This window comes from Roseateles violae, from assembly GCF_030410485.1.
In the GTDB taxonomy this organism is placed as follows: Bacteria; Pseudomonadota; Gammaproteobacteria; order Burkholderiales; family Burkholderiaceae_C; genus Roseateles_D; species Roseateles_D violae.
The window spans coordinates 63,760-87,253 of sequence record NZ_JAUHHC010000007.1 but is presented as its reverse complement, the minus strand read 5'-3'; the positions used below and the strand labels follow the sequence as shown (position 1 = coordinate 87,253).

The following is a 23,494-nucleotide window of genomic DNA, read 5'->3' as shown; positions in this document are numbered from 1 at the left end:
CTACACTGAGGAATTCCTCACACCGCGCCGTCCAGCCGCCCATGACCGAAATTCGCGAGCGTACTGTCCTGTTTGCCGACCTGCGCGGCAGCACGGCGTTGTTCGAGACCTTGGGCAATGCCGAGGCGACCTCGGTCGTCACGCACACGGTCAGCCTGATCGGCCAGGCGGTGGACACCTGCAACGGCCGGCTGATCAAGACGCTGGGCGACGGCCTGATGGCCGTGTTCAACACGCCGCGCGATGGGGTCAAGTCGGCGATCCGCATGCATGAACTGCTGGAGCGCGTCGTCGCACGCGGCAAGCAGCATGGCGCCTCGCCGGGCCTGCGCGCGCTGCGCATGCAGGTGGCGCTGGCGCGCGGCGAGGTTGTCGAGATGGGCGGCGACTGCTTCGGCGATGCGGTCAATGTGGCCGCCCGCCTGCTCGACCATGCCGGCGACAACGAGACCCTGATCACCGCCGAGGTGCTGGCCGGCCTGACCTCGACGCTGAAGTCGCGCTTTCGCAGCCTCGACCGCATCGCCGTGCGCGGCCGCGCCGAGCCGGTCCATGTCCATTTGCTGGATCAACCGAATCAAGGCGATATGGCCGCCACGCAGTTCGGCGAGGTGGTGCCCGGCGTCGAGCCCGATGGCATCCGCCTGGTCTGGATGGACCTGGACCGGGTGTTCGACATCGACAGCATGCCCATCGTGCTGGGCCGCAGCGTGCAGGCGACCTATTGCATCACCGACGGCCGCGTCTCGCGCTCGCATGCCCGCATCGACTGGCATGGCGGCAGCTTCTCGGTCACCGACCTCAGCTACAACGGCACCTATGTGCGTTTCGGCAGTGCCGACGAGATCGTCGCGCTCAAGCGCGGCGGCTGCACCCTGCACGGCAGCGGCGTGATCGGCCTGGGCAGCCCGCCGGTCGACGCGGCCTCGCCGACGGTGCGCTTCGAGGTGCTGCATTTCGCCGATACCGAACCGCTGGCCCTGGGCCAGTCGCGCTCGCGCCGCTGACCTCCTGTTCCCTTCCCCGATGTTCCGCAAACCCGAACCGGCCTACCGTCATGGCAGCGCCAGCAAGACCGCCGTGCTGCTGTGCAATCTGGGCACGCCCGATGCGCCGACACCGGCCGCGCTGCGCCGCTATCTGGCGCAATTCCTCGGCGACCCGCGCGTGGTCGAGATCCCCAAGCTGGTCTGGAAGCTGATCCTCCACGGCATCATCCTGCGCACGCGGCCGGCCAAGTCGGCGGCCAAATACGCGTCCATCTGGCTGCCGGAGGGCTCGCCGCTGCAGGTCTGGACCGCGAAGCAGGCCAAGCTGCTGCAGGGCTGGCTCGGCGAGCGCGGCCACCAACTGATCGTGCGCCATGCGATGCGCTATGGCGAGCCGGCCATCGCCGCGACGCTGGACGCCTTGCGCGCCGAGGGCGTGACACGCGTGCTGGTGCTGCCGGCCTATCCGCAGTACTCCGGCGCGACGACGGCCAGCGTCATTGACGATGTCGCCCGCTGGGCGCTCGGCACCCGCCACCTGCCCGAATTGCGCTTCATCAACCGCTATCACGATGACCCGCTGCACATCGCCGCGCTGGCCGACAGCGTGCGCCGGCATTGGGCGGCGAACGGCCGCGCCGAACGCCTGCTGATGAGCTTTCACGGCATGCCCGCGCGCACGCTGGCGCTGGGCGACCCCTACCACTGCGAATGCCTGAAGACCGGCCGCCTGCTGGCCGAGGCGCTGGGCCTGGGTGCGGACCAATACCTGATCACCTTCCAGAGCCGCTTTGGCAAGGCCAAATGGCTGGAGCCGTATACCGAGCCCAGCCTGATCAAGCTGGCCACCGCGGGCGTCCGCTCGGTCGACGTGATCTGCCCCGGCTTTGCCGCCGACTGCCTGGAGACGCTGGAAGAAATCGACCAGGAGGCGCGCGCGGCCTTTCTCGCCGCCGGCGGCCAGCGCTTCGGCTACATCCCTTGCCTGAACGACAGCGAGCCGGGCCTGCGCGCCTGGACGGCGCTGATCGAGCGTCATCTGCAGGGCTGGCCGACGCAGCAGGCGCCGCAGCCCGATGCGGCGCAGCGCGAGCGCGCCCTGGCCGCCGGGGCGAGCGACTAGAGACTAGAGTCCGCGCGGCAGACTCCTAGGGCCGTCGCAACAGGCGCATCAGCCGCGGCAGCACCAGCACCGCCACGACCACGGCCAGGATGACCGCCGACAGCGGCCGCTGCACGAACACGCCCCAATGGCCCTCGCCGATCGACAGCGCATTGCGCATCTGCGCCTCGGCCAGCGGGCCCAGAATCATGCCGACGACGACCGGCGCGGTCGGGAAGTCAAAGCGCCGCATGACGACGCCCATCAGGCCCAGTGCCAGCATCAGGAACAGATCGAAGGCGCTCTGGCGCATGCCGTAGACGCCGACGGTGGCAAAGATCAGGATGCCCGCGTACAGCTGCGGCCGCGGGATCTTCAGCAGCTTCACCCACAGGCCCACCATCGGCAGGTTCAGTACCAAGAGCATCACATTGCCGATGTAGAGCGAGGCGATCAGCGCCCAGACCAGAGTCGAGGAGGTCTGGAACAGCTGCGGGCCGGCCTGGATGCCGTAGTTCTGCAAGGCGCTCAGCAGGATGGCCGCCGTCACCGAGGTCGGGATGCCCAGGGTCAGGAGCGGCACCAGGGTCGCCGTCACCGCCGCGTTGTTCGCCGCCTCGGGGCCGGCCACGCCCTCGATCGCGCCGGCACGGCCGAACTCCTCCTTGTGCTTAGACAGCTTGCGCTCGGCCGCATAGCTCAGAAAGGTCGGGATCTCGGAGCCGCCGGCCGGGATGGTGCCGAAGGGAAAGCCGATGAAGGTGCCGCGCAGCCAGGCCGGCCAGGAGCGCCGCCATTCGTCCGCCGTCATATGGACCTTGCTCATCCGGTTCAGGTCCTGCGTGCTGCGGCCCTCGTAGAGCGCCATATAGAGCGTCTCGCCGACGGCAAACAGGCCGACGGCGACCAGCACCGCCTCGATGCCATCCATCAGCTCGGGCACGCCCATGGTGTAGCGCACCTGGGCGGTGATCTGGTCCAGGCCCACGAGGCCCATCGCCAGGCCGATGAACAGCGCCGTCATGCCGCGCAAGGTGCTCTTGCCCAGCACCGCGCTGACGGTCGTGAAGGCCAGGAGCATCAGGCAGAAGTACTCCGGCGGGCCCAGGGTGACAGCGAACTCCGCGACCACCGGCGCGAACAGGGTGACCAGCACCGTCGCGATCGTGCCGGCGACGAAGGAGCCGATCGCCGAGGTCGCCAGCGCCGCGCCCGCCCGGCCGTTGCGGGCCATCTTGAAGCCCTCCAGCGCCGTCACCATGGTGCCGGTCTCGCCCGGCGTGTTGAGCAGGATGGAGGTCGTCGAGCCGCCGTACATCGCGCCGTAGTAGATGCCGGCGAAGAAGATCATCGAGGCGGTCGGCTCGACCTGGGCCGTGATCGGCAAGAGCATGGCCACCGTCACCGCCGGTCCCAGGCCCGGCAGCACGCCGATGCCGGTGCCGATCACGCAGCCCAGAAAGGCCCAGAGCAGATTGATCGGCGTGCCGGCGGTTGCAAACCCCTGCAGCAACTGATTCCAGAGTTCCATGGGTGCGTCCTCAGAGCCAGCCGCTGGCCGTCAGTCCGGGCAGATGGATGGCCAGCAGCTGGCCGAACATCCAGAACACCGGGGCGGCGATCGCCAGCCCGGTCGCGAGATCGATCAGGCTTTGCCGCAGGTCGCCGCCGGGGCGCCCCTCGGCAATGCGCAAGCCTCGTACGGCCAGCGCGAAGCACAGCGCGCAGGCCAGCACAAAGCCCAGCGTCGTGATCAGCGCCGCGTTGACGACCACGCCGGCGATCACCCAGGCGACCGCCCGCCAGTCACCGCGCACCGCGCCGGAGGGCGCCTCCATCTCGCGAAAGCCGCCGCTGCGCGCCTCCCAGATCAGCCACAGGCCGCAGATGATCAGCACCACCGACACCAGCCAGGGCAAGGCATTCGGGCCCACGCCGGCATAGCCGGCATCCGAGGAGATGTAGCTGGCGCCCCAGGCCAGCATCGCGCCGATCAGCAGCACGCCCAGGCCCACCCCCATCTGGAAGCGCCGCTGCGAGCGCTGCCCCATGCGCGGATCGCCGCTCATGGGGCTCAGACCATGCCCGACTTGACCATGATCGCCCGCAAGGTGGCGAACTCGCGGTCGACGAACTCGTCGAAGGCCGTGCCGGCCAGCAGGGCCGGCGTCCAGCCGTTCTTCTCCAGCGATTCGGCCCAGCTCTTGCTCTTGGTCGCCTGCACGATCATCTCGGTCAATGCCTTGCGCTGCTCGGCGCTGATGCCCGGCGGCGCATAGATGCCGCGCCAGTTGCCGATCTCGACATTGATGCCCAGCTCCTTCAGCGTCGGCGCGTTCAGGCCCTTGATGCGCTGCGGCGAGGTGACGGCGATGGCGCGCATCTTGCCGCTGTCGATGTATTGCTGGAACTCGCTGAAACCGCTGCCGCCCACGGTGACATTGCCGCCGAGGATGGCCGCCACCGCCTCGCCGCCGCCGCGGAAGGGCACGTAATTGATCTTGGCCGCGTCGACGCCGACCTCGCGCGCGATCATCGCCGCGGCGATGTGCTCGGTCGAGCCGCGCGAGCCGCCGCCCCATTTGACGCTGCCGACGTCCTTCTTCATCTGCGCGACGACGTCCTGCATGGTCTGCAGCGGCGAGGCCGCCGGCAGCACGAAGACGTTGTACTCGCTGATCAGCCGCGCGATCGGCGTCGCCTGCGACAAGGTCACCGGCGGCTTGCCGGTGATGATGCCGCCCAGCATCACCGCGCCCATCACCATCAGCGCGTGCGGATCGCCCTTGCTGGCATTGACGAACTGGGCCAGGCCCAACGCGCCGGCGGCGCCACCCTTGTTCTCGTACTGCACCGAGCTGGCAACGCCGGCGTCCTGCAGGGCCTTGCCGAGCGCGCGGCCGGTCGTGTCCCAGCCGCCGCCCGGGTTGGCCGGGATCATCATCTTCATATTGGCGCCGGCCGCGCGCGCCAGCGCCGGTGCCAGACCCGCGGCGGCCAGCGCCGCCATTGCCTTGAGGAATTGTTCACGCCGCATATTGCCGTCTCCTTCGTGCGTTCTTGCCTTCGATGCCGCATCGTCGCCGGCCCGGGCCTCCAGGGCAAGTGGTGCCGACGCATCACCGGCACGCCGCCGGCTAAAATCGGGGGCATGAAATCGGATCAGGGGCCCGGGCCCGAAGCGGGTCTGCGCCTGGATAAATGGCTGTGGGCCGCGCGCTTCTTCAAGACGCGCTCCTTGGCGGCCGAGGAGATCGGCAAGGGCCGCGTGCAGGTCAACGAGCAGGCGGCCAAGGCCTCGCGCGAACTGAAGCTGGGCGACCGGGTGCGGCTGCGCCAGGGCGTCGTCGAGCGCGAGGTCTGGGTGCGCGGCCTCTCGCATGTGCGCGGGCCTGCACCGCAGGCGCAGGCGCTGTACGAGGAGACGCCGGCCAGCCTCGAGGCGCGCCAGCGCGCGGCCGAGCAGCGACGGCTGGCGCCGGAACCGGCCCAGGCGATCAGCCAGGGCCGGCCGACCAAGCAGGACCGGCGCCGCCTGGCCGAATGGGACCGCTGGAGCGCCAGCAGCGATTCCTGAGGCCCGGCCGGTTCTCTAATTCGTAGATTTTCCGAAATCTCCCTCTTGAATTCCTGGATAGCGTGCCCATCTGGGCGCGATTGCCTTGTTTTGCCCCCGCATCATGACGACAGACAACAAGCCCGAAGATCAGCAAGACCCGCAGGCGCCGGCCGCCGCCGATGCCGCCACCGACGGCGCCGAGAACAAGATCGCCGACCTGGAGAACCGCCTGGCCGAGATGTCGGACGCCTATCTGCGCGCCAAGGCCGAAGTCGAGAACGTGCGCCGCCGCGCCGACGAGGAAATGAGCAAGGCGCGCAAGTTCGCCGTCGAATCGTTTGCCGAAAGCCTGCTGCCGGTGATGGACTCGATGGAAGCGGCCATTGCCCAGCCCGAGGCCAAGGTCGAGACCGTGCTGGAGGGCGTGCACGCCACCCGCCGCCAGCTGGCCGCCGCACTGGAGCGCAACAAGGTGCTGGAGATCAACCCGGCCGCCGGCACCAAGTTCGACCCGCACCAGCACCAGGCGATCAGCATGGTGCCTGCCGAGCAGGACGCCAACACCGTCGTGACCGTGCTGCAAAAAGGCTACTCGATCGCCGAGCGCGTCTTGCGCCCGGCCCTGGTCACGGTGGCCGCACCGAAGTAATTGCCTGGCTTGCGACGCTTGAAAAGCGGCAAGTTATCCACAGCTTAGAACTATCAGATTTCCGGACTAGGAGTAGAGAACATGGGAAAAATCATCGGCATTGACCTCGGCACCACGAACTCGTGCGTGGCCGTGATGGAAGGCAACACGACGCGCGTGATCGAGAACGCCGAGGGCGCTCGCACCACCCCGTCCATCATTGCCTACCAGGAAGACGGCGAGATCCTCGTCGGCGCCTCGGCCAAGCGCCAGGCCGTCACCAACCCGAAGAACACGCTGTACGCGGTGAAGCGCCTGATCGGCCGCAAGTTCACCGAGAAGGAAGTGCAGAAGGACATCGACCTGATGCCCTACACGATCACGGCCGCCGACAACGGCGACGCCTGGGTCGAGGTGCGCGGCAAGAAGCTGGCGCCGCCCCAGGTCAGCGCCGAGGTGCTGCGCAAGATGAAGAAGACCGCCGAGGACTATCTCGGCGAGGAAGTCACCGAGGCCGTGATCACGGTGCCGGCTTACTTCAACGACGCCCAGCGCCAGGCGACCAAGGACGCCGGCCGCATCGCCGGCCTGGACGTCAAGCGCATCATCAACGAGCCGACCGCGGCCGCACTGGCCTTCGGCCTGGACAAGCATGGCAAGGGCGACCGCAAGATCGCCGTCTATGACCTGGGCGGCGGCACCTTCGACATCTCCATCATCGAGATCGCCGATGTCGACGGCGAGATGCAGTTCGAGGTGCTGTCGACCAATGGCGACACCTTCCTGGGCGGCGAGGACTTCGACCAGCGCATCATCGACTACATCATTGCCGAGTTCAAAAAGGACCAGGGCGTCGACCTGACCAAGGACGTGCTGGCCCTGCAGCGCCTGAAGGAAGCCGCCGAGAAGGCCAAGATCGAGCTGTCGAACTCGGCCCAGACCGACGTCAACCTGCCCTACATCACCGCCGACGCGACCGGTCCCAAGCACCTCAACGTCAAGCTGACCCGTGCCAAGCTGGAGTCGCTGGTCGACGAGCTGATCGAGCGCACGATCGCCCCCTGCCGCACCGCGATCAAGGACGCCGGCGTCGCCGTCTCGGCGATCGACGACGTGATCCTGGTCGGCGGCATGACCCGCATGCCCAAGGTGCAGGAGAAGGTCAAGGAGTTCTTCGGCAAGGAGCCGCGCCGTGACGTCAACCCGGACGAGGCCGTCGCCGTCGGCGCCGCCATCCAGGGCCAGGTGCTGGGCGGCGAGCGCAAGGACGTGCTGCTGCTGGACGTGACCCCCCTGTCGCTGGGCATCGAGACCCTGGGCGGCGTGATGACCAAGATGATCGCCAAGAACACGACCATCCCGACCAAGTTCAGCCAGACCTTCTCGACCGCCGACGACAACCAGCCGGCCGTGACGATCAAGGTCTACCAGGGCGAGCGCGAGATGGCCTCGGGCAACAAGAGCCTGGGCGAGTTCAATCTGGAAGGCATCCCGCCGGCCCCGCGCGGCACGCCGCAGATCGAGGTCTCATTCGACATCGACGCCAACGGCATCCTGCACGTCGGCGCCAAGGACAAGGGCACCGGCAAGGAGAACAAGATCACCATCAAGGCGAACTCCGGCCTGTCCGAGGAAGAGATCCAGAAGATGGTCAAGGACGCCGAGCTGAACGCGGCCGAGGACAAGAAGAAGGTCGAGATCGTGCAGGCCAAGAACCAGGCCGACGGCATGGTGCACTCGGTGCAGAAGTCGCTGGCCGAGCATGGCGACAAGCTCGAGGCCGGCGAGAAGGAAAAGATCGAGGCCGCGATCAAGGAACTGGAAGAAGCCATCAAGGGCGACGACAAGGACGCGATCGAGGCCAAGACCGAGGCGCTGATGACGGCCAGCCAGAAGCTCGGCGAGAAGATCTACGCCGATGCCCAGGGCGCGCAGGCTGCCGCGGCGGCAGCCGCCGGCGCGGGTGCGGCCGAGCAGCCGCAACAGGCTTCGGCGCAGGCCGCCGGCAAGCCGGCCGACGACAACGTCGTCGATGCCGAGTTCAAGGAAGTCAAGGACACGAAGTAAGTCCGAGGCACGATGGCCGGCCCTGATCGATCAGTTGCCGGCCGTCATCGCCGCCGCGCCGGAGCCCAGGGCTTTGCCAAGCCTGATGCTCTTGCGCGGCGCCGCTGTTTTTAGCATCTGTCCGGAAACTGCCCATGGCAAAGCGTGACTATTACGAAGTCCTCGGCGTCGCCAAGAACGCCAGCGAAGAGGAGATCAAGAAGGCCTACCGCAAGCTGGCCATGAAGCACCATCCCGATCGCAACCAGGGCGATGGGGCGAAGAAGGCCGAGGAGGCGTTCAAGGAGGCCAAGGAGGCCTACGAGATGCTGTCCGACGCGCAAAAGCGCGCGGCCTACGACCAGTACGGCCATGCCGGCGTCGACCCGAACGCGGGCGGCTTCCGCGGCGGCCCGGGCGCGGAAGGTTTCGGCGGCTTTGCCGAGGCCTTCGGCGACATCTTCGGCGACATCTTCGGCGGCCAGGGGGGCGGCCGGCGCGGCGGCGGCGGCCAGCAGGTCTACCGCGGCAGCGACCTCAGCTATGCGATGGAGATCACGCTGGAGGAAGCGGCCCGCGGCAAGGAAACGCAGATCCGCATCCCCTCCTGGGAAGGCTGCGAGGTCTGCCACGGCAGCGGCGCCAAGCCCGGTACCAGCGCCAAGAGCTGCGGCTCCTGCAATGGCTCGGGCACCGTGCACATGCGCCAGGGCTTCTTCTCGATCCAGCAGACCTGCCCGCATTGCCACGGCACCGGCAAGATCATTCCGGACCCCTGCACCGCCTGCAACGGTCAGGGCAAGGTCAAGAAGAGCAAGACGCTGGAGGTGAAGATCCCCGCCGGCATCAACGAGGGCATGCGCATCCGCTCCGCCGGCAACGGCGAGCCGGGCGTCAATGGCGGCCCCAGCGGCGACCTCTATATCGAGATCCGCGTCAAGCAGCACGAGATCTTCGAGCGCGATGGCGACGATCTGCACTGCACGATGCCGGTCGGCTTGACGACGGCGGCGCTGGGCGGCTCGATCGAGGTGCCGACCTTGGGCGGCAAGGCCGAGATCGAACTGCCCGAGGGCACCCAGCACGGCAAGACCTTCCGCCTGCGCGGCAAGGGCATCAAAGGCGTGCGCTCCAGCTACCCCGGCGATCTGTACTGCCATATCGCCGTCGAGACGCCGGTCAAGCTGACCGAGCACCAGCGCAAGCTGATCAAGGAACTCGACGAGTCGCTGAAGAAGGGCGGCGAGCGCCACTCGCCGAATGCCAAGAGCTGGACCGACAAGGTCAAGGACTTGTTCAAGTAAGCCCCGGCCACTCGGCAAGAGCACGGCGCCAGCCACCTCCGGGAGGCTGGCGCTTTTTTCATGCCCTGCCCTGGCGCTGAGCCACAATGCGGCTCCCGTCGAAACGAGCACGTCCATGCGACTCCTGGCCCCCTTCAAACCCTCGCTGGCATCCCCGCTGACCCTGGCCTGGTTGGCGGCCGTCTGGATCGGCGTGCTGGGCAACTGGCCGCTGTGGCAGCGCATGATCGCGCTGCCCGAGCTGGACAACGCGCGCGGCCATGTCTTCGTCCTCGTCTTCATCGGCATCGTCATTGCGCTGCAGGGAGCCCTTCTGAGCCTGCTGGCCTGGCGGCGCCTGATCAAGCCGGTGCTGGTGCTGATGCTGATCGCCACCGCGGCGCTGGCCCATTTCATCGGCAGCTACGGCACCGTCATCGACCCGACGATGGTCGTCAACATCGTACAGACCGATGTGCGCGAGGCCCGAGACCTGCTCAGCCTGCGCCTGGCCCTGAGCCTGCTGCTGATTGCCTTGCCGCCCATCGTCTGGCTGTGGCGGCGCCCGCTGGCCGATGCCCCCTTCGGCCGCCGCCTGGGCTTCAATCTGCTCGGATTCCTGGGCGGCATCCTGCTGATGGTGGCCCTGGGCCTGAGCTGCTTTGCCGACCTGGCAGCGACGATGCGCAACTACAAGTCGCTGCGCTACATGATCAGCCCGGTCAATGCCTTCTACTCGCTGGGTGCCGTGGCTGCGCGGGCCGGCGCCCAGCCGAAGGGCCCGCCCGAGGTGATCGGCGCCGATGCCCGCCTGGCGCCGCGCCCGGCCGGCGCCAAGCCGCCGCTGCTGCTGCTGGTCGTCGGCGAGACGGCCCGCGCGGCCAATTTCTCGCTGGACGGTTACGAGCGGCCGACCAATGCCGAACTGGCCAAGCTGCCGGTGCTGAGCTTCAAGAACGTCACGTCCTGCGGCACCAGCACGGCGGCCTCCCTGCCCTGCATGTTCTCGCCGCTGGGCCGCGAGCAGTACGGCGAACAGAAGAAGCCGCAGCAGAACCTGCTCGACGTGCTGCAGCGCGCCGGCCTGGCCGTGCTATGGCTGGACAACCAGAGCGGCTGCAAGGGCGTCTGCGAGCGCGTGCCCAACAGCATGACGACCCAGTTGCCGGCCGGAGCCAAGCCGCTGCCGGCCGGGCTCTGCGACGGCGAGGAATGCCTGGACGAGGCGCTGCTTCACGGTCTCGACGAGCGCCTGGCCGCGCTCGACCCGGCGCGGACGACCCAGGGCGTCGTCCTGGTGCTGCACCAGATGGGCAGCCATGGCCCGGCCTACTACAAGCGCTCGCCGGCCGCGCGCAAGCCCTTCCAGCCCGAATGCACGAGCAATGCCTTGCAGCAATGCCCGCGCGAGCAGGTCGTGAACGCCTACGACAACACGATCGCCTATACCGACCATGTGCTGGCCGGCGCCGTGCGCTGGCTGCAGGGCCAGCAGCAGCGCTTTGATGCCAGTCTCTTCTACGTCTCCGACCACGGCGAGTCGCTCGGCGAGAACAATCTCTATCTGCATGGCGTGCCCTACGCCTTCGCGCCGCGCGAGCAGACCCATGTGCCGCTGATCCTGTGGATGTCCGAGGGCGCAGCGGCCGGCGATGTGGTCGGCAAGGGGCCGCAGGCACAGTGCATGGCGCAGCGTCTGGACCAGCCCTACTCGCACGACCACCTCTTCCACACGGTGCTGGGCATGGCAGGCGTGCAGACCAGCGTCTATCGGCCCGCCATGGACATGATCGCGCCCTGTCGCGCGCGCTGATCCGACGCAGATCCTCAGAACAACTCGCCCTGCCGACCACCGCCGGCCGGCATGGCCGTGGGCCGGCGGAACTGGCTCAGGTCCAGCACGACGCGCTCGCGCGTTAGGCCGAAGCGCTGGCTGGCCTTTTTCAGGCGCTGGGCAATCAGTTGCGCCCACAGGCCTTCGCCGCTCATCCGCGAGCCGAAGCGCGGATCGTTGTCGCGCCCCCCGCGCATCTCGCGCAGCCGCGCCATCACCCGCGCAGCGCGATCGGGGTAATGGCGCTGCAGCCAGTCCTGGAACAGCGGATTGACCTCCCAAGGCAGGCGCAGCGGGATGCTGAAGGCGGCGCGTGCGCCGGCCGCAGCGGCCGCCTCGAGGATGCGCTCGAGCTCCGGCTCGTTCAGGAAGGGGATCAGCGGCGAGACGCTGACGCCCACCGGCACTCCGGCCTGGGCCAGCGTCTCTATGGTGCGCAGGCGCCGATGCGGGGCGGCGGCGCGCGGCTCGAGGATGCGCGCCAGCGCCGGGTCCAGCGTCGTCACCGACAGATAGACCGAAGCCAGATTGCGGGCGGCCATCGGCGCGATCAGGTCCAGATCGCGCTCGATGCCGGAAGACTTGGTCACCATCGAGAACGGATGGCCATGCTCGGCCAGCACCTCGATCAGCGCGCGGGTGATGCCCAGCTTGCGCTCCACCGGCTGGTAGGCATCGGTGGCCGTGCCTATGCACAGCGAACGCGGCTGGTAGCTCGGGCTGGCGAAGCTAGCGCGCAGGCGCTCGGCCGCATTGACCTTGGCGATGATCTTGGTCTCGAAATCGATGCCCGGCGACAGGTTCAGATAGCTGTGCGTGGGCCGCGCGAAACAGTAGATGCAACCGTGCTCACAGCCGCGATAGGGATTGATCGAGGTATCGAAGCTGATGTCCGGCGACTGGTTGCTCGAGATGATGCTCTTGGCCCGCTCCTCGATGATCTGCGTGCTCGGCGGCAGATGCTCCTCGCCGGCCTCCTGCACCAGCGAACCCCAGCCGTCGTCGTATTGCTCGCGCAGCTCGTTCTGGTAGCGGTGCGCGATCGCCCAGCCGCTGCCGCGGCCCTTCAGGCTGTCGGCCTGGACATAGAGCGGCTGCGCCTGGGCGGGCGTCGCATTGGTGCTGGGCTTGAACGGCATACTGTTAATTTATACAGTATTCGTTCGGATTTCCAGCGCCGTTTCAATTTGACAGCAGGCCCGCCTCGATCAGATAGCGCGAGGGCTTGGCCGGGTCGAAGGCCAGGCTCAGCCGGCGCCGCGCGCGCGTCATCGCCACATAGAGCAGATTGCGGTTCTCGGCCGTGCTGCCCTCGCCGACGAACTCGCCGCGCGACAGATACGGAATCAGCACATGGTCGAATTCCAGGCCCTTGGCAGCCTCGATGCTGGACAGCGTGACCCGGGGGTTGCCGCGTAGCCGGGCCTGCGCCAGCTCCAGCGCATGCAGCAGCTCGAACACGCCGTCCAGGCCCTCGCCCTCGCCGACCACCAGTTGCACCAGCTGGGCGATGTTGTCGCGCAGCTGCTCGATGTCCGCACGCCGGACCAGCACCGCGCCGGCCAGGCCGGCGGGGTCGAGCGCCTTCATAAAGCGCTGCTCGAAGGCTTGGAGATCACCGCTGCGCAGCACCTCCATCGCCGCCTGCAGCCGCGGCAGCGCGAAGGCCGAGGCATTGCGCAAGACCTGACCCTCGATGAAGTCGCGCAGCCAGCCCGGCTGCGCCGCCGCCTCGTCGATCGCGCGGCGCTGCGCGCTCACCGCATCGAGATGGCGCAGCTCGCTGCTCTCGATCCAGGCGCCGGCGAACAGCATCAGCGCCTCCAGCATCTGCGCGCGCTGCGCCTTGCTGGCGAAGCCATCGAAGTCGTCGACCACATAGGCCTGCAGGCCGCGCACCAGCAGGATCTCGCGGCGCTGCAGAAAGGCCTGCATGCCCTGGACGCCATAGCCGATGCCCAGCTTCAGCAGCTCGCGTTCGATCAGGATGGAATGCGCCGGCTGGCGCAAGAGGATGCGCAATTCGCGGCATTCGGACTGCGCCAGATGCGCCTGCGCCGCGCGCGCGACCAGCTGAGCCATCACGCGCGGCGATTCGGCCGGCAGCAGCTGCAGCTCGGTCGCCTGCAGCGGCAGCGCGGCCGCATAGGGCTTGCGCGCCAGCGCGCCGACCGCCTGGGCCAACCCGGCGCCGAAACGGTGGCTGGCCGTCAGCGGCAGGCGCAGCGGCGCGCCGATCTCCTGGACGAAGCACTCGTGCATGAAACCGGCCTCGGCGCCGGCCTGCGAATGGATCACCTGGTCGCGGTCGCCGACGCCGACGAAGGCGGCGCGCCGGTTGTGCGCCAGCAAGGCCTTCAGGATGGTGAACATCGCGCGGTTGGTGTCGTGCATCTCGTCGACGACGATCAGCGCCAGGCCCAGCGCGAAGGGCGAGCGCTCGCCGACGAACTCCTCGCGCAGCAGCGCCCGCGCCAGGTCGTAGCAGGCATCGCCGTCGTGGCGGAACTGCGGATGGTCGGGATGGCCGCCGCGGCGTATCGCCTCGTAGGCGCCGCGCACCCGCAGCGTCAGGTAGTCGACCCCCAGTTCCTCGGCCAGCGCCGGGCTCGGCGTGCTGTCGGCATCGAGCTGCTCGATGGCCATGCGGCCCTTCAGCACCGCAAAGGACTTCAGCAGGCCCTCGACCAGGGCCGTCGACGGGCCGGCGACAACCAGCTCCTCCGGATGACGCTCCTCGGGCCAGCTCTGCGCGCGCTCGATCGCGCGCAAGACATAGGGCCGCACCTGCTCCAGGCTTGTCAGCTGTAGGGTGCCCGGCCCCTCGATCGCCTCGAGCAGCGCGGTGCTGAAGGCCTCGAAGCTGGCGATGCGCAGCGCCGCGATCTGCTCGGGCGCGAGGCCGATCAGGCGCAGTTGCGTGCGCAAGGCCTGCACCGCCGGCGCCGTGTAGGTCAGCGCCAGAATCATCGCCGGCTCGGCGCCGCGCCAAAGCGCCTGCGCGATGCGCAAGGCGAGCGTCGTCGTCTTGGCGGCGCCGGCATTGGCCTCGACCAGCACATGGCGGGCGCGCGTCAGCTGGATCGCCAGCTGTTCGGCGCTCGGCGCGATCTGCGCCGGCTCGAAGATCGCCTCGGACACCGGCGTCTCAGTACTCGCCGCCACCGCCGCCCGAGTAGCCGGGCGCCAGGTTCTCGAACTTGGTGTGCATGCGCTGGAAGGCCAGCTTCACCGTGCCGACCGGGCCGTTACGCTGCTTGGCGATGATGATCTCCGCCACGCCCGGCTCCTGGCACTGGTCCTTGGTGTAGTACTCGTCGCGGTAGATGAACATGATGATGTCGGCATCCTGCTCGATGGCGCCGGACTCGCGCAGGTCGGACATCATCGGCCGCTTGTCGGGCCGCGTCTCGACCGAGCGATTGAGCTGCGACAGCGCGATCACCGGGCACTTGAGTTCCTTGGCCAGCGCCTTCAGGCCGCGCGAGATCTCGCCGACCACGGTGGCGCGGTTTTCCTCGTTGGCCCCGCCATTGCCGCTCATCAGCTGCAGGTAGTCGATGATGATCAGACCCAGCTGGCCGCTGATGCGGGCCTGGCGGCGCGCGCGCGCACGCACCTCGGACGGCGACAGGCCGGGGCTCTCGTCGATGTAGATGCTGGCCTTGCCGAGCTTGTCGACCGCCTCGGACAGGCGACCCCATTCGTCGTCGGCCAGGCGGCCGGTGCGCAGATGGCCCTGGTCGATGCGGCCGATCGAGCCGACCATACGCAGCGCCAGCTGGGCCGCGCCCATTTCCATCGAGTAGATGACGACCGGCAGGCCCTCGTCGATGGCGACGTTCTCGCCGATATTGATCGCGAAGGCGGTCTTGCCCATCGACGGACGCGCAGCCAGGATGATCAGGTCGCCCGGCTGCAGGCCGGCCGTCATTCGGTCCAGGTCGTAGAAGCCGGTGCGCACGCCGGTCACGTCCTCGGCGCCATTCTCGGCCAGCTCGTTGACGCGGTCGATCAGTTGCACGACCAGGTTGTCCATGCTCTGGAAGCCCTGGCCGCCCTTGTTGCCTTCCTCGTTGATGCGAAAGATCTTGCCCTCGGCCTCGTCGACGATGTCCTTGACCGGACGGCCCTGCGGGTTCAGCGCCGCACTGGCGATCTCGTCGCTGACGCTGACCAGCTTGCGCAGCACGGCGCGCTCGCGCACGATCTCGGCGTAGCGGCGCAGATTGCCGGCGCTGGGCACGCTCTGCGCCAGCGCGTTCAGATAGGCCAGGCCGCCGCAATCGGCGGCCTTGCCCAGCGAGGTCAGCTCCTCGAATACCGTCACCACATCGGCCGGTTTGCCGGCATTGATCAGCTTGCCCGTGGCGGCAAAGATCAGCTTGTGCTCGAAGCGGTAGAAGTCGGTCTCGCTGAGCAGATCGCCGGCGCGATCCCAGGCGCTGTTGTCGATCAGCAGGCCGCCGAGCACGCTCTGCTCGGCCTCGACCGAATGCGGCGGCACGCGCAGGCGGGCGACTTCGTCGTCCTGGGCGCCGTTGGAGGAACCGGGCGCGGAAAAGATCGCTGACATGGCTGACTACGGCTATCCACAGCCCCTGTGCAGAAGGCTGTGGAAAAGATGTTCACGATCTGGGGTTACAGCGGGATAACTGCAGCCCCCAGAAGACAAAAAGCCGACGACTGGGCAGTCATCGGCTTTTCCGATCTGAGCAGCCATCAAGGCTGCCGACCATTAGGGCTTACTCGGTTTCGGCAACGACCTGCACCGTCACCTCGACGACGACGTCGGTGTGCGGAGCGACATTGACCGGGAACTCGCCGACGGCCTTCAGCGGGCCCAGCGGCAGGCGAACCTGCGACTTGGCAATGGCGAAGCCCAGCTTCGTCAGCGCTTCGGCGATATCGGCATTGGTGACCGAACCGAACAGGCGGCCGTCCACGCCAGCCTTCTGGCTGATGCGCACGGTCTTGCCGGCCAGGCCTTCGCCCAGTGTCTGGGCAGCAGCCAGCTTCTCGGCGGCGGCCTTTTCCAGTTCGGCGCGCTTGGCTTCGAATTCCTTGATCGCGGCCGCGGTGGCACGGCGTGCCTGGCGGGTCGGGATCAGGAAGTTGCGTGCATAGCCGTCCTTGACCTTGACGACGTCGCCCAGGTTGCCGAGGTTGGCCACTTTTTCAAGCAGGATGATTTGCATGATGGGTGACTCCTCAGACCTTGTGCTGGTCGCTGTACGGCAGCATGGCCAGGAAGCGCGCGCGCTTGATGGCAACCGTCAGCTGACGCTGGAAGAAAGCGCGCGTGCCCGTCAGACGAGCCGGCGTGATCTTGCCGTTTTCACCGACGAAATCGCGCAGCGTGTCGATGTCCTTGTAGTCGATCTGCTCGACACCGGTGACGGTGAAGCGGCAGAAACGCTTGCGGCGGAACAGCAGCGATTGTTGGTTGCGCTTGGGCTTCTTGTCCTTCGAGAAGCGACCTTTACCACGTGGCGGGGGCATATTGAACCTCGTTAATTTCTATCCGGAACGAACATGTCTGGCATCGCGCGGATCAGTCGACCGCCGTGACGTGGAAAATCGTCCCACGTCCGTTGCGCTGGTTGGTGAGGAAACCCGAGAAACGGGCCTCTGCACCGACACCCAGCGCCTGCAGTCGCTTGGCGGTTTCACCGATCGCCACCGCCTTGATCTCCATCGAGACCTTGCGGGGTCTGCCGGCTTCCAGCGCCTGCCCCTCGTGCTTCAAGCCGAGGTCCAGGGCCATCAGGCCGGCCGGTGTGTACCGGACCAATCCCAGCTCCAGCAGCGTCGCCTGCAAGATCAGCTGATTCACAGCCGATCAGGATTGCGGCAGCGCCGAAGGAGCCATGCGCCTATCGCCAGCGCGATTTAGGCTGCTTCTTGCTGAGGCGCCTTGCGGGCCTCTTCGCGCTCGACGCTCTTCATCATCACCGACGGGGTCGTCTCGGCCTTGGACTTGACGACGGTCAGGTGACGCAGCACGGCGTCGTTGAAGCGGAAGCCGGTCTCGATTTCTGCCAGGGTAGCCGGGCTGACTTCGATGTTCAGGCACAGGTAATGAGCCTTGGCCAGCTTCTGGATCAGGTAAGCCATCTGGCGGCGGCCCCAATCTTCGACGCGGTGCACGACACCGCCGCTGGCGGTGATCAGGCCCTTGTAACGCTCCAGCATGGCCGGAACTTGTTCGCTTTGATCCGGATGGATCAGCAGAACGATTTCATAGTGACGCATAAAAACTCCTTGTGGATTCCAGGCCCGGCCACGAAGCGGCCAAGGACCTGCGGAAGCCGCGCCACAGCGTCAAACTCGTGGCCCGGCAAGGGGAACCAGCGATTGTAATACGGAATCAGCGCTTTGCCTAGGAGACGGGCTGCCCTCGCCGCGCGGTCGTCGACGCGCTCAGGCCAGCGGCGAGCGCAGCCGGTCCAGCGTTTCCATCTGCGCGCGACGTGGCGCCGGCGTCAGCAGGCTGACGATGCAGTGCACCGCGAAGGCGGCCGGCACGCCGAAGGCGCCGGCCGAGATCGGCTGCACCCCCCACCACAGCTCGGCCGGGCCGGGCACGCCCAGGGCCGCACGCAGCCAGGGGTGGGCGCAGACCATGTAGTAGCCGGTCACGCCGAGGCCGACCAGCATGCCGGCGATCGCGCCCCAGGCATTGGCGCGGCGCCAGAAGATGCCCAGCACCAGGGCCGGGAAGAAGGCCGCGCCGGCGAATGAAAAGGCGGCCGCAACCAGGATCAGGATGTCGGCCGGTTTCTGCGCCGCCACCGCCGCCGCGATCAGCGCCGCCGCCAGCACCAGCGCCTTGGCCAGGGTGACACGGCGGTTGGCGATGGCGCCCGGGTTGATGACGCGGAAATAGACATCGTGCGACAGCGCCGCCGAGATCGTCAGCAGCAGGCCATCGGCCGTCGACAACGCCGCGGCCAAGCCGCCGGCCGCGACCATGCCGGAGACCACATAGGGCAGGCCGGCCAGCTCCGGCGTCACCAGCATGATGATGTCCCCGCCGATGCGCATTTCGCCCAGCTGCAGCACGCCGTCGCCATTGACGTCGCCGACCGACAGCAGCCCCGGATCGACGCGGGTCCATTGCCCGATCCAGGCCGGCAGCTGATCGAAGGGGATGCCGACCAGATGGTTGAAGACCTCGTACTTGACCATCACCGCCAGCGCCGGCGCGGTGAAGTACAGCAGGCTGATGAAGAACAGCGACCAGGCGACCGACTCGCGCGCCTCGCGCACCGAGGGCGTCGTGTAGTAGCGCATCAGCAGATGCGGCAGGCCGGCCGTGCCGACCATCAGGCAGAACACCAGAGCCAGGAAGTTGCGCCGCGAATCGTCGAAGGCCTGGCGCTCGGCCGGCGTGCCGTCCGGATCGCCGGCAAAGGCCTGCGCATGCGGCGGCATGCCGGCCAGCGGCTGTGCGCGCGCCTCGTCGGCCGCCTGCTGGCGCTGCCATTGCTCGCGCGCCTCGGCCGGCGTGCGGGGCAGCGCGGCGCGCTGTTTCTCGGCCGCCTGGATCTGCGCCAGCGGCGCATCGTCGGCCTTCAGCGCGGCGACCTGGCGCGCCGCCTTGATGCGCTCCTCGGCCAGGGTCGCCGGCACATCGCGCAGCTTGGCGGCGCTGGCCTCGGCGCGCTGCTGGAAGATCTGCTGCACCTGCAGTTCTCGCGGGTCGTGCAGCAGCTCCTGCTCGCGCTCGCTGAGCTTTTGCAGTTGGTAGCCGTAGACCGCCTGCGGCAGCGGCGAGCCGGTCTGCTTGACGCTCAGCCAGACGACCGGCACCACATAGGCGACGATGAGGATGATGTACTGCGCCACCTGGGTCCAGGTGACCGCGCGCATGCCGCCGAGGAAGGAGCAGACCAGCACGCCGCCGACGCCGACAAAGACGCCGATCTCGAAGGCCATGCCGGTCAGCCGCGTCGTGATAAGGCCGACGCCGTAGATCTGCGCGACCAGGTAGACAAAGGAGATCAGGATCGCCGCCAGCGCCGCCAGCAGGCGCAGGCCGTTGCTGCCGTAGCGCGCGCCGAGGAAGTCGGGAATGGTGAACTGGCCGAAGCGGCGCAGATAGGGCGCCAGGCACAGGGCGACCAGGCAGAAGCCCCCCGTCCAGCCCAGCACATAGGCGAGGCCGCCATAGCCGCTCAGGTACAGCGTGCCGGCCATGCCGATGAAGCTGGCGGCGCTCATCCAGTCGGCGCCGGCCGCCATGCCGTTGTAGAAGGCCGGCACGCGGCGGCCGGCCACATAGTATTCCTCGGTGTCGGTCGTGCGGCTCAGCACGCCGATCACCGCATAGACGCCCACCGTCGCCGCGAGGAAGCAGAAGCCGATCCAGTTCTTGGACAGGCCGAACTTCTCCAGCAGCGCCAGCGCCCCCACGAACAGGCCGAAACCCAGCGTGTACCAGGCATAGATGCGGTTCAGCCGCGGGCCGAGGCCGGCGGCTGCGGGCGACGAGGAGGAGGAAGAAGCGCTCGGTTTCGGCACGGCCGGATCATCCGGGGCCGACCCGGGCCTGTCGATAGCGACGAACCCGGGCGGCCAGGGCGAGGTCGATCAGCGCTTGGCCAGACGCTGCCAGGTGTCGACGACGGTGTCCGGATTGAGCGAGATCGAGACGATGCCCTCGCCGGCCAGCCAGTCGGCGAAGTCAGGATGGTCGCTGGGGCCCTGACCGCAGATGCCGATGTACTTGCCGGTGGCGCGGCAGGCTGTGATCGCGCGCGAGATCATCGCCTTGACGGCCGGATCGCGTTCGTCGAAATCGCCGGCCAGTTGCTCCAGGCCCGAGTCGCGATCGAGGCCCAGGGTCAGCTGGGTCAGGTCGTTGGAGCCGATCGACATGCCGTCGAAATGCTCGAGGAACTGGTCCGCCAGGATGGCGTTGCTGGGCACCTCGCACATCATGATCACGCGCAGGCCGTCCTGGCCGCCGGTGGCGGCGCGCTTCAGGCCGCGCTCGGCCAGCATCGCGACGACACGCTCGGCCTGCCGCACGGTGCGCACGAAGGGCACCATGATCTCGATATTGCTGAGACCCATCTCGTTGCGCGCGCGGCGCAGCGCCTCGCACTCCATCGCGAAGGCGTCCGAGAACTCGCCGCTGATATAGCGCGAGGCGCCGCGGAAGCCCAGCATCGGGTTCTCTTCGTCCGGCTCGTAGCGCGAGCCGCCGATCAGCTTGCGGTACTCGTTGCTCTTGAAGTCCGACAGGCGCACGATCACCGGCCGCGGGAAGAAGGCCGCCGCGATCGTCGCGATGCCCTCGGTCAGCTTGTCGACATAGAAGGCGCGCGGCGAGGCATGGCCACGGGCCACCGACTCGACCGCCTTCTTCAGGTCGGCGTCGATGTTCGGATAGTCGAGGATGGCCTTCGGGTGGACGCCGATATTGTTGTTGATGATGAACTCGAGCCGCGCCAGGCCGACGCCGGCCGACGGCATCTGCGCGAAGTTGAAGGCCAGCTGCGGGTTGCCGACGTTCATCATGATCTTGATCGGGCAATAGGGCAGCTCGCCGCGGTGCACCTCGCTGATCTCGGTCTCCAAGAGGCCGTCGTAGATATAGCCGGTGTCGCCCTCGGAGCAGGCCACCGTCACCAGCTGGCCGTCCTTGAGCGTCTCGGTCGCGTCGCCGCAGCCGACCACGGCCGGGATGCCCAGCTCGCGCGCGATGATGGCCGCGTGGCAGGTGCGGCCGCCGCGGTTGGTGACGATGGCGCTGGCGCGCTTCATCACCGGTTCCCAGTTCGGGTCGGTCATGTCGGTGACCAGCACGTCGCCGGGCTGCACGCGCTCCATCTCGGCCACGCTGGAGACCAGGCGCACCGGGCCGGTGCCGATCTTCTGGCCGATCGCGCGGCCCTCGGCCAGCACGGCGCTCTGTCCCTTGAGCTTGTAGCTCATCTCGACCTGGCCCTCGGCCTGGCTCTTCACCGTCTCGGGCCGGGCCTGCAGGATGTAGAGCTGGCCGTCGATGCCGTCGCGACCCCACTCGATATCCATCGCGCGGCCGTAATGCTGCTCGATGATCAGCGCGTACTTGGCCAGCTCGATCACCTCCGCGTCGGCCAGCGAATAGCGGTTGCGCTGCTCGGGCATGGTGTCGACCGTCTTCACCAGCTTGCCGCTGGCCGCCTTCTCCTCGGCCGAGGCGAATTCCATGCGCAGCAGCTTCGATCCCAGATTGCGGCGGATCACGGCCGACTTGCCGGCCTTCAGCGCCGGCTTGTGGACGTAGAACTCGTCCGGGTTGACAGCCCCCTGCACGACCGTCTCGCCCAGGCCGTAGCTGGAGGTGATGAAGACCACGTCCTTGAAGCCGCTCTCGGTGTCGATGGTGAACATCACGCCGGCCGAGCCGAGGTCGGAGCGCACCATGCGCTGCACGCCGGCGCTCAGCGCCACATCGGCATGGGCGAAGCCCTTGTGCACGCGGTAGCTGATCGCGCGGTCGTTGTAGAGGGAGGCGAAGACCTCCTTCATCTTGTGCAGCACGTCCTCAATGCCGACGACGTTGAGGAAGGTTTCCTGCTGGCCGGCAAAGGAGGCGTCCGGCAGGTCCTCGGCGGTGGCCGAGGAGCGCACGGCAAAGGAGACGCCCGGATTGTCGGCGGTCAGGCGGGCGAAGGAGGAACGGATCGCCGCTTCCAGATCGGCCGGAAAGGGCTGGGCCTCGACCCAGCCACGGATTTCGGCGCCGACCTCGGCCAGCGCGCGCACGTCGTCGGTGTCCAGCGTGGCCAGGCGGTCCTGGATACGGCGATCCAGGCCCTCATGCTTGAGGAACTCGCGGAAGGCATGCGCGGTGGTGGCGAAGCCGCCGGGCACGCGCACGCCGGAGGCGGCGAGCTGCGAGATCATTTCGCCGAGGCTGGCGTTCTTGCCGCCAACGACCTCGACGTCGCTCATTCTCAGCTGCTCAAAAGGAACGACCAGGGCGGTCGGCTCAAAGCGGGATGCAGACATGGGAAAACTCCGTGATGTTGTGAATTCCGCGCTTCCGCCACCGCGCTGCTAAGCGTCGGGCCGGCCGGGTCCGCAAGACTTGTCGATTCTGGTTGTCGCTTGGGGATCGGCATGGCCATGGCAGGAAATTGCGGCCGATTCTACGGGTAAGCCCGCTTATGATGAAAAGGCTTGTTGCAGTGCAAGGTGCAACAGGGCAAGAAAAGACTTCTTCGGACGCCGCCATGACTGATCGCACCGTGTACTTCATCTCCGACGGCACCGGCATCACGGCCGAGACCTTCGGCAACTCCATCCTGGCCCAGTTCCCGATCAAGCCCCGCCATGTGCGCCGGCCCTTTGTCGACACGACCGAGAAGGCCTATGCCGTGGTGCGCGAGATCAACGAGACCGGCGAGCGCGAGGGCAAGCGCGCGATCGTGTTCGCAACCCTGGTCGACCGCGAGGTGCTGAAGATCGTGCGCGACCATTGCCAGGGCCGGGTGATCGATATGTTCGCCACCTTCATCGAGCCGCTGGAAGAGGAGTTCCAGGTCAAGAGCAACCACCGCGTCGGCCGCTTCTCCGACGTTGCGCGCAGCCAGGAATATCACGACCGCATCGAGGCGATCAATTTCTCGCTGGCCCATGACGACGGCCAGTCGGCCAAGAACCTGGACGCGGCCGACGTGATCCTGGTCGGCGTGTCGCGCTGCGGCAAGACGCCGACCTCGCTGTACCTGGCGATGCAGCATGGCATCAAGGCCGCCAACTACCCGCTGATCCCCGAGGACTTCGAGCGCAACAAGATGCCGGCCTCGCTAGCGCCGCACAAGGGCAAGTGCTTCGGCCTGACCATCGACCCGGATCGGCTCTCGCAGATCCGCAACGAGCGCCGCCCGGGCAGCAAGTACGCCGACATCCTCAATTGCCGCTACGAGATCAACGAGGCCGAGAAGATGATGAAGCGCGAGGGCATCGCCTGGCTGTCGTCCACGCACAAGTCGATCGAGGAGATCGCGACGACGATCCTGCGCGACATCCGCCCGGACCGCCTGGTCTACTGA

20 protein-coding genes are annotated in these 23,494 nt (G+C 67.6%); 8 read left to right on the top strand and 12 right to left on the bottom strand.

Going from position 1 to position 23,494, the window contains the following annotated elements:
* Positions 1 to 41: 41 nt before the first annotated feature.
* Positions 42 to 1,007, top strand: a complete 966-nt coding sequence (locus tag QWJ38_RS22540; protein ID WP_290361388.1) for an adenylate/guanylate cyclase domain-containing protein — start codon at positions 42 to 44, stop codon at positions 1,005 to 1,007.
* A 19-nt stretch (positions 1,008 to 1,026) separates the two neighbouring features.
* Positions 1,027 to 2,112, top strand: a complete 1,086-nt coding sequence (gene hemH / locus QWJ38_RS22535) for a ferrochelatase (protein ID WP_290361387.1) — start codon at positions 1,027 to 1,029, stop codon at positions 2,110 to 2,112.
* 25 nt (positions 2,113 to 2,137) lie between these two features.
* On the opposite strand, the gene QWJ38_RS22530 is transcribed toward hemH, so the two are convergent.
* Genes QWJ38_RS22530 through QWJ38_RS22520 form a run of 3 tightly spaced genes read right to left on the bottom strand, consistent with a single transcriptional unit; the run spans position 2,138 to position 5,128 of the window.
* Entirely contained in the window at positions 2,138 to 3,622 is a 1,485-nt protein-coding gene (locus QWJ38_RS22530; RefSeq protein ID WP_290361386.1) for a tripartite tricarboxylate transporter permease, read from the bottom strand.
* A 10-nt stretch (positions 3,623 to 3,632) separates the two neighbouring features.
* Positions 3,633 to 4,160 (bottom strand): tripartite tricarboxylate transporter TctB family protein, encoded by a 528-nt coding sequence (locus tag QWJ38_RS22525; RefSeq protein ID WP_290361385.1) that lies wholly within the window; start codon positions 4,158 to 4,160, stop codon positions 3,633 to 3,635.
* Between the two features lie 5 nt (positions 4,161 to 4,165).
* The gene (locus tag QWJ38_RS22520; RefSeq protein ID WP_290361384.1) at positions 4,166 to 5,128 is read right to left on the bottom strand and encodes a tripartite tricarboxylate transporter substrate binding protein; all 963 of its coding nucleotides are present in this window, start codon (positions 5,126 to 5,128) and stop codon (positions 4,166 to 4,168) included.
* 114 nt (positions 5,129 to 5,242) lie between these two features.
* Between QWJ38_RS22520 and QWJ38_RS22515 the strand changes: the two genes are divergently transcribed.
* The 5 genes from QWJ38_RS22515 to QWJ38_RS22495 all read left to right on the top strand — a co-directional run bounded on the left by QWJ38_RS22515 (position 5,243) and on the right by QWJ38_RS22495 (position 11,420).
* Complete coding sequence (locus QWJ38_RS22515) at positions 5,243 to 5,668, top strand: RNA-binding S4 domain-containing protein (RefSeq protein WP_290361383.1); 426 nt, start codon at positions 5,243 to 5,245, stop codon at positions 5,666 to 5,668.
* Between the two features lie 103 nt (positions 5,669 to 5,771).
* Positions 5,772 to 6,299: a nucleotide exchange factor GrpE gene (grpE, locus tag QWJ38_RS22510; RefSeq protein WP_290361382.1), complete on the top strand. Its 528-nt coding sequence runs from the start codon at positions 5,772 to 5,774 to the stop codon at positions 6,297 to 6,299.
* An 81-nt stretch (positions 6,300 to 6,380) separates the two neighbouring features.
* Positions 6,381 to 8,345 carry a molecular chaperone DnaK gene (dnaK, locus tag QWJ38_RS22505; protein ID WP_290361381.1) on the top strand — a complete coding sequence of 655 codons (1,965 nt, stop codon included), beginning with the start codon at positions 6,381 to 6,383 and terminating at the stop codon, positions 8,343 to 8,345.
* 134 nt (positions 8,346 to 8,479) lie between these two features.
* Entirely contained in the window at positions 8,480 to 9,628 is a 1,149-nt protein-coding gene (gene dnaJ, locus QWJ38_RS22500) for a molecular chaperone DnaJ (RefSeq protein WP_290361380.1), read from the top strand.
* 115 nt (positions 9,629 to 9,743) lie between these two features.
* Positions 9,744 to 11,420, top strand: a complete 1,677-nt coding sequence (locus QWJ38_RS22495; RefSeq protein WP_290361379.1) for a phosphoethanolamine transferase — start codon at positions 9,744 to 9,746, stop codon at positions 11,418 to 11,420.
* 14 nt (positions 11,421 to 11,434) lie between these two features.
* On the opposite strand, the gene QWJ38_RS22490 is transcribed toward QWJ38_RS22495, so the two are convergent.
* The 9 genes from QWJ38_RS22490 to ppsA form a co-directional block, all read right to left on the bottom strand.
* The gene (locus tag QWJ38_RS22490; protein ID WP_290361378.1) at positions 11,435 to 12,580 is read right to left on the bottom strand and encodes a PA0069 family radical SAM protein; all 1,146 of its coding nucleotides are present in this window, start codon (positions 12,578 to 12,580) and stop codon (positions 11,435 to 11,437) included.
* Between the two features lie 43 nt (positions 12,581 to 12,623).
* On the bottom strand, positions 12,624 to 14,582 hold the full coding sequence (locus QWJ38_RS22485; RefSeq protein ID WP_290361377.1) for a 3'-5' exonuclease: 1,959 nt from the start codon (positions 14,580 to 14,582) through the stop codon (positions 12,624 to 12,626).
* Between the two features lie 7 nt (positions 14,583 to 14,589).
* Positions 14,590 to 16,017 (bottom strand): replicative DNA helicase, encoded by a 1,428-nt coding sequence (gene dnaB / locus QWJ38_RS22480; RefSeq protein WP_290361376.1) that lies wholly within the window; start codon positions 16,015 to 16,017, stop codon positions 14,590 to 14,592.
* 169 nt (positions 16,018 to 16,186) lie between these two features.
* On the bottom strand, positions 16,187 to 16,639 hold the full coding sequence (gene rplI, locus QWJ38_RS22475; RefSeq protein WP_290361375.1) for a 50S ribosomal protein L9: 453 nt from the start codon (positions 16,637 to 16,639) through the stop codon (positions 16,187 to 16,189).
* Positions 16,640 to 16,652: 13 nt separating this feature from the next.
* Complete coding sequence (rpsR, locus tag QWJ38_RS22470) at positions 16,653 to 16,943, bottom strand: 30S ribosomal protein S18 (RefSeq protein ID WP_137941787.1); 291 nt, start codon at positions 16,941 to 16,943, stop codon at positions 16,653 to 16,655.
* Positions 16,944 to 16,995: 52 nt separating this feature from the next.
* Positions 16,996 to 17,277: a primosomal replication protein N gene (priB, locus tag QWJ38_RS22465; protein ID WP_290361374.1), complete on the bottom strand. Its 282-nt coding sequence runs from the start codon at positions 17,275 to 17,277 to the stop codon at positions 16,996 to 16,998.
* A gap of 56 nt (positions 17,278 to 17,333) precedes the next feature.
* Entirely contained in the window at positions 17,334 to 17,696 is a 363-nt protein-coding gene (gene rpsF, locus QWJ38_RS22460; RefSeq protein ID WP_290361373.1) for a 30S ribosomal protein S6, read from the bottom strand.
* A gap of 168 nt (positions 17,697 to 17,864) precedes the next feature.
* A complete protein-coding gene (locus tag QWJ38_RS22455) occupies positions 17,865 to 19,967 on the bottom strand; it encodes a VC_2705 family sodium/solute symporter (RefSeq protein ID WP_290361372.1) in 2,103 nt (700 codons plus the stop codon).
* Between the two features lie 69 nt (positions 19,968 to 20,036).
* The gene (ppsA, locus tag QWJ38_RS22450; protein ID WP_290361371.1) at positions 20,037 to 22,448 is read right to left on the bottom strand and encodes a phosphoenolpyruvate synthase; all 2,412 of its coding nucleotides are present in this window, start codon (positions 22,446 to 22,448) and stop codon (positions 20,037 to 20,039) included.
* Positions 22,449 to 22,672: 224 nt separating this feature from the next.
* Between ppsA and ppsR the strand changes: the two genes are divergently transcribed.
* A complete protein-coding gene (gene ppsR / locus QWJ38_RS22445) occupies positions 22,673 to 23,494 on the top strand; it encodes a posphoenolpyruvate synthetase regulatory kinase/phosphorylase PpsR (RefSeq protein WP_290361370.1) in 822 nt (273 codons plus the stop codon).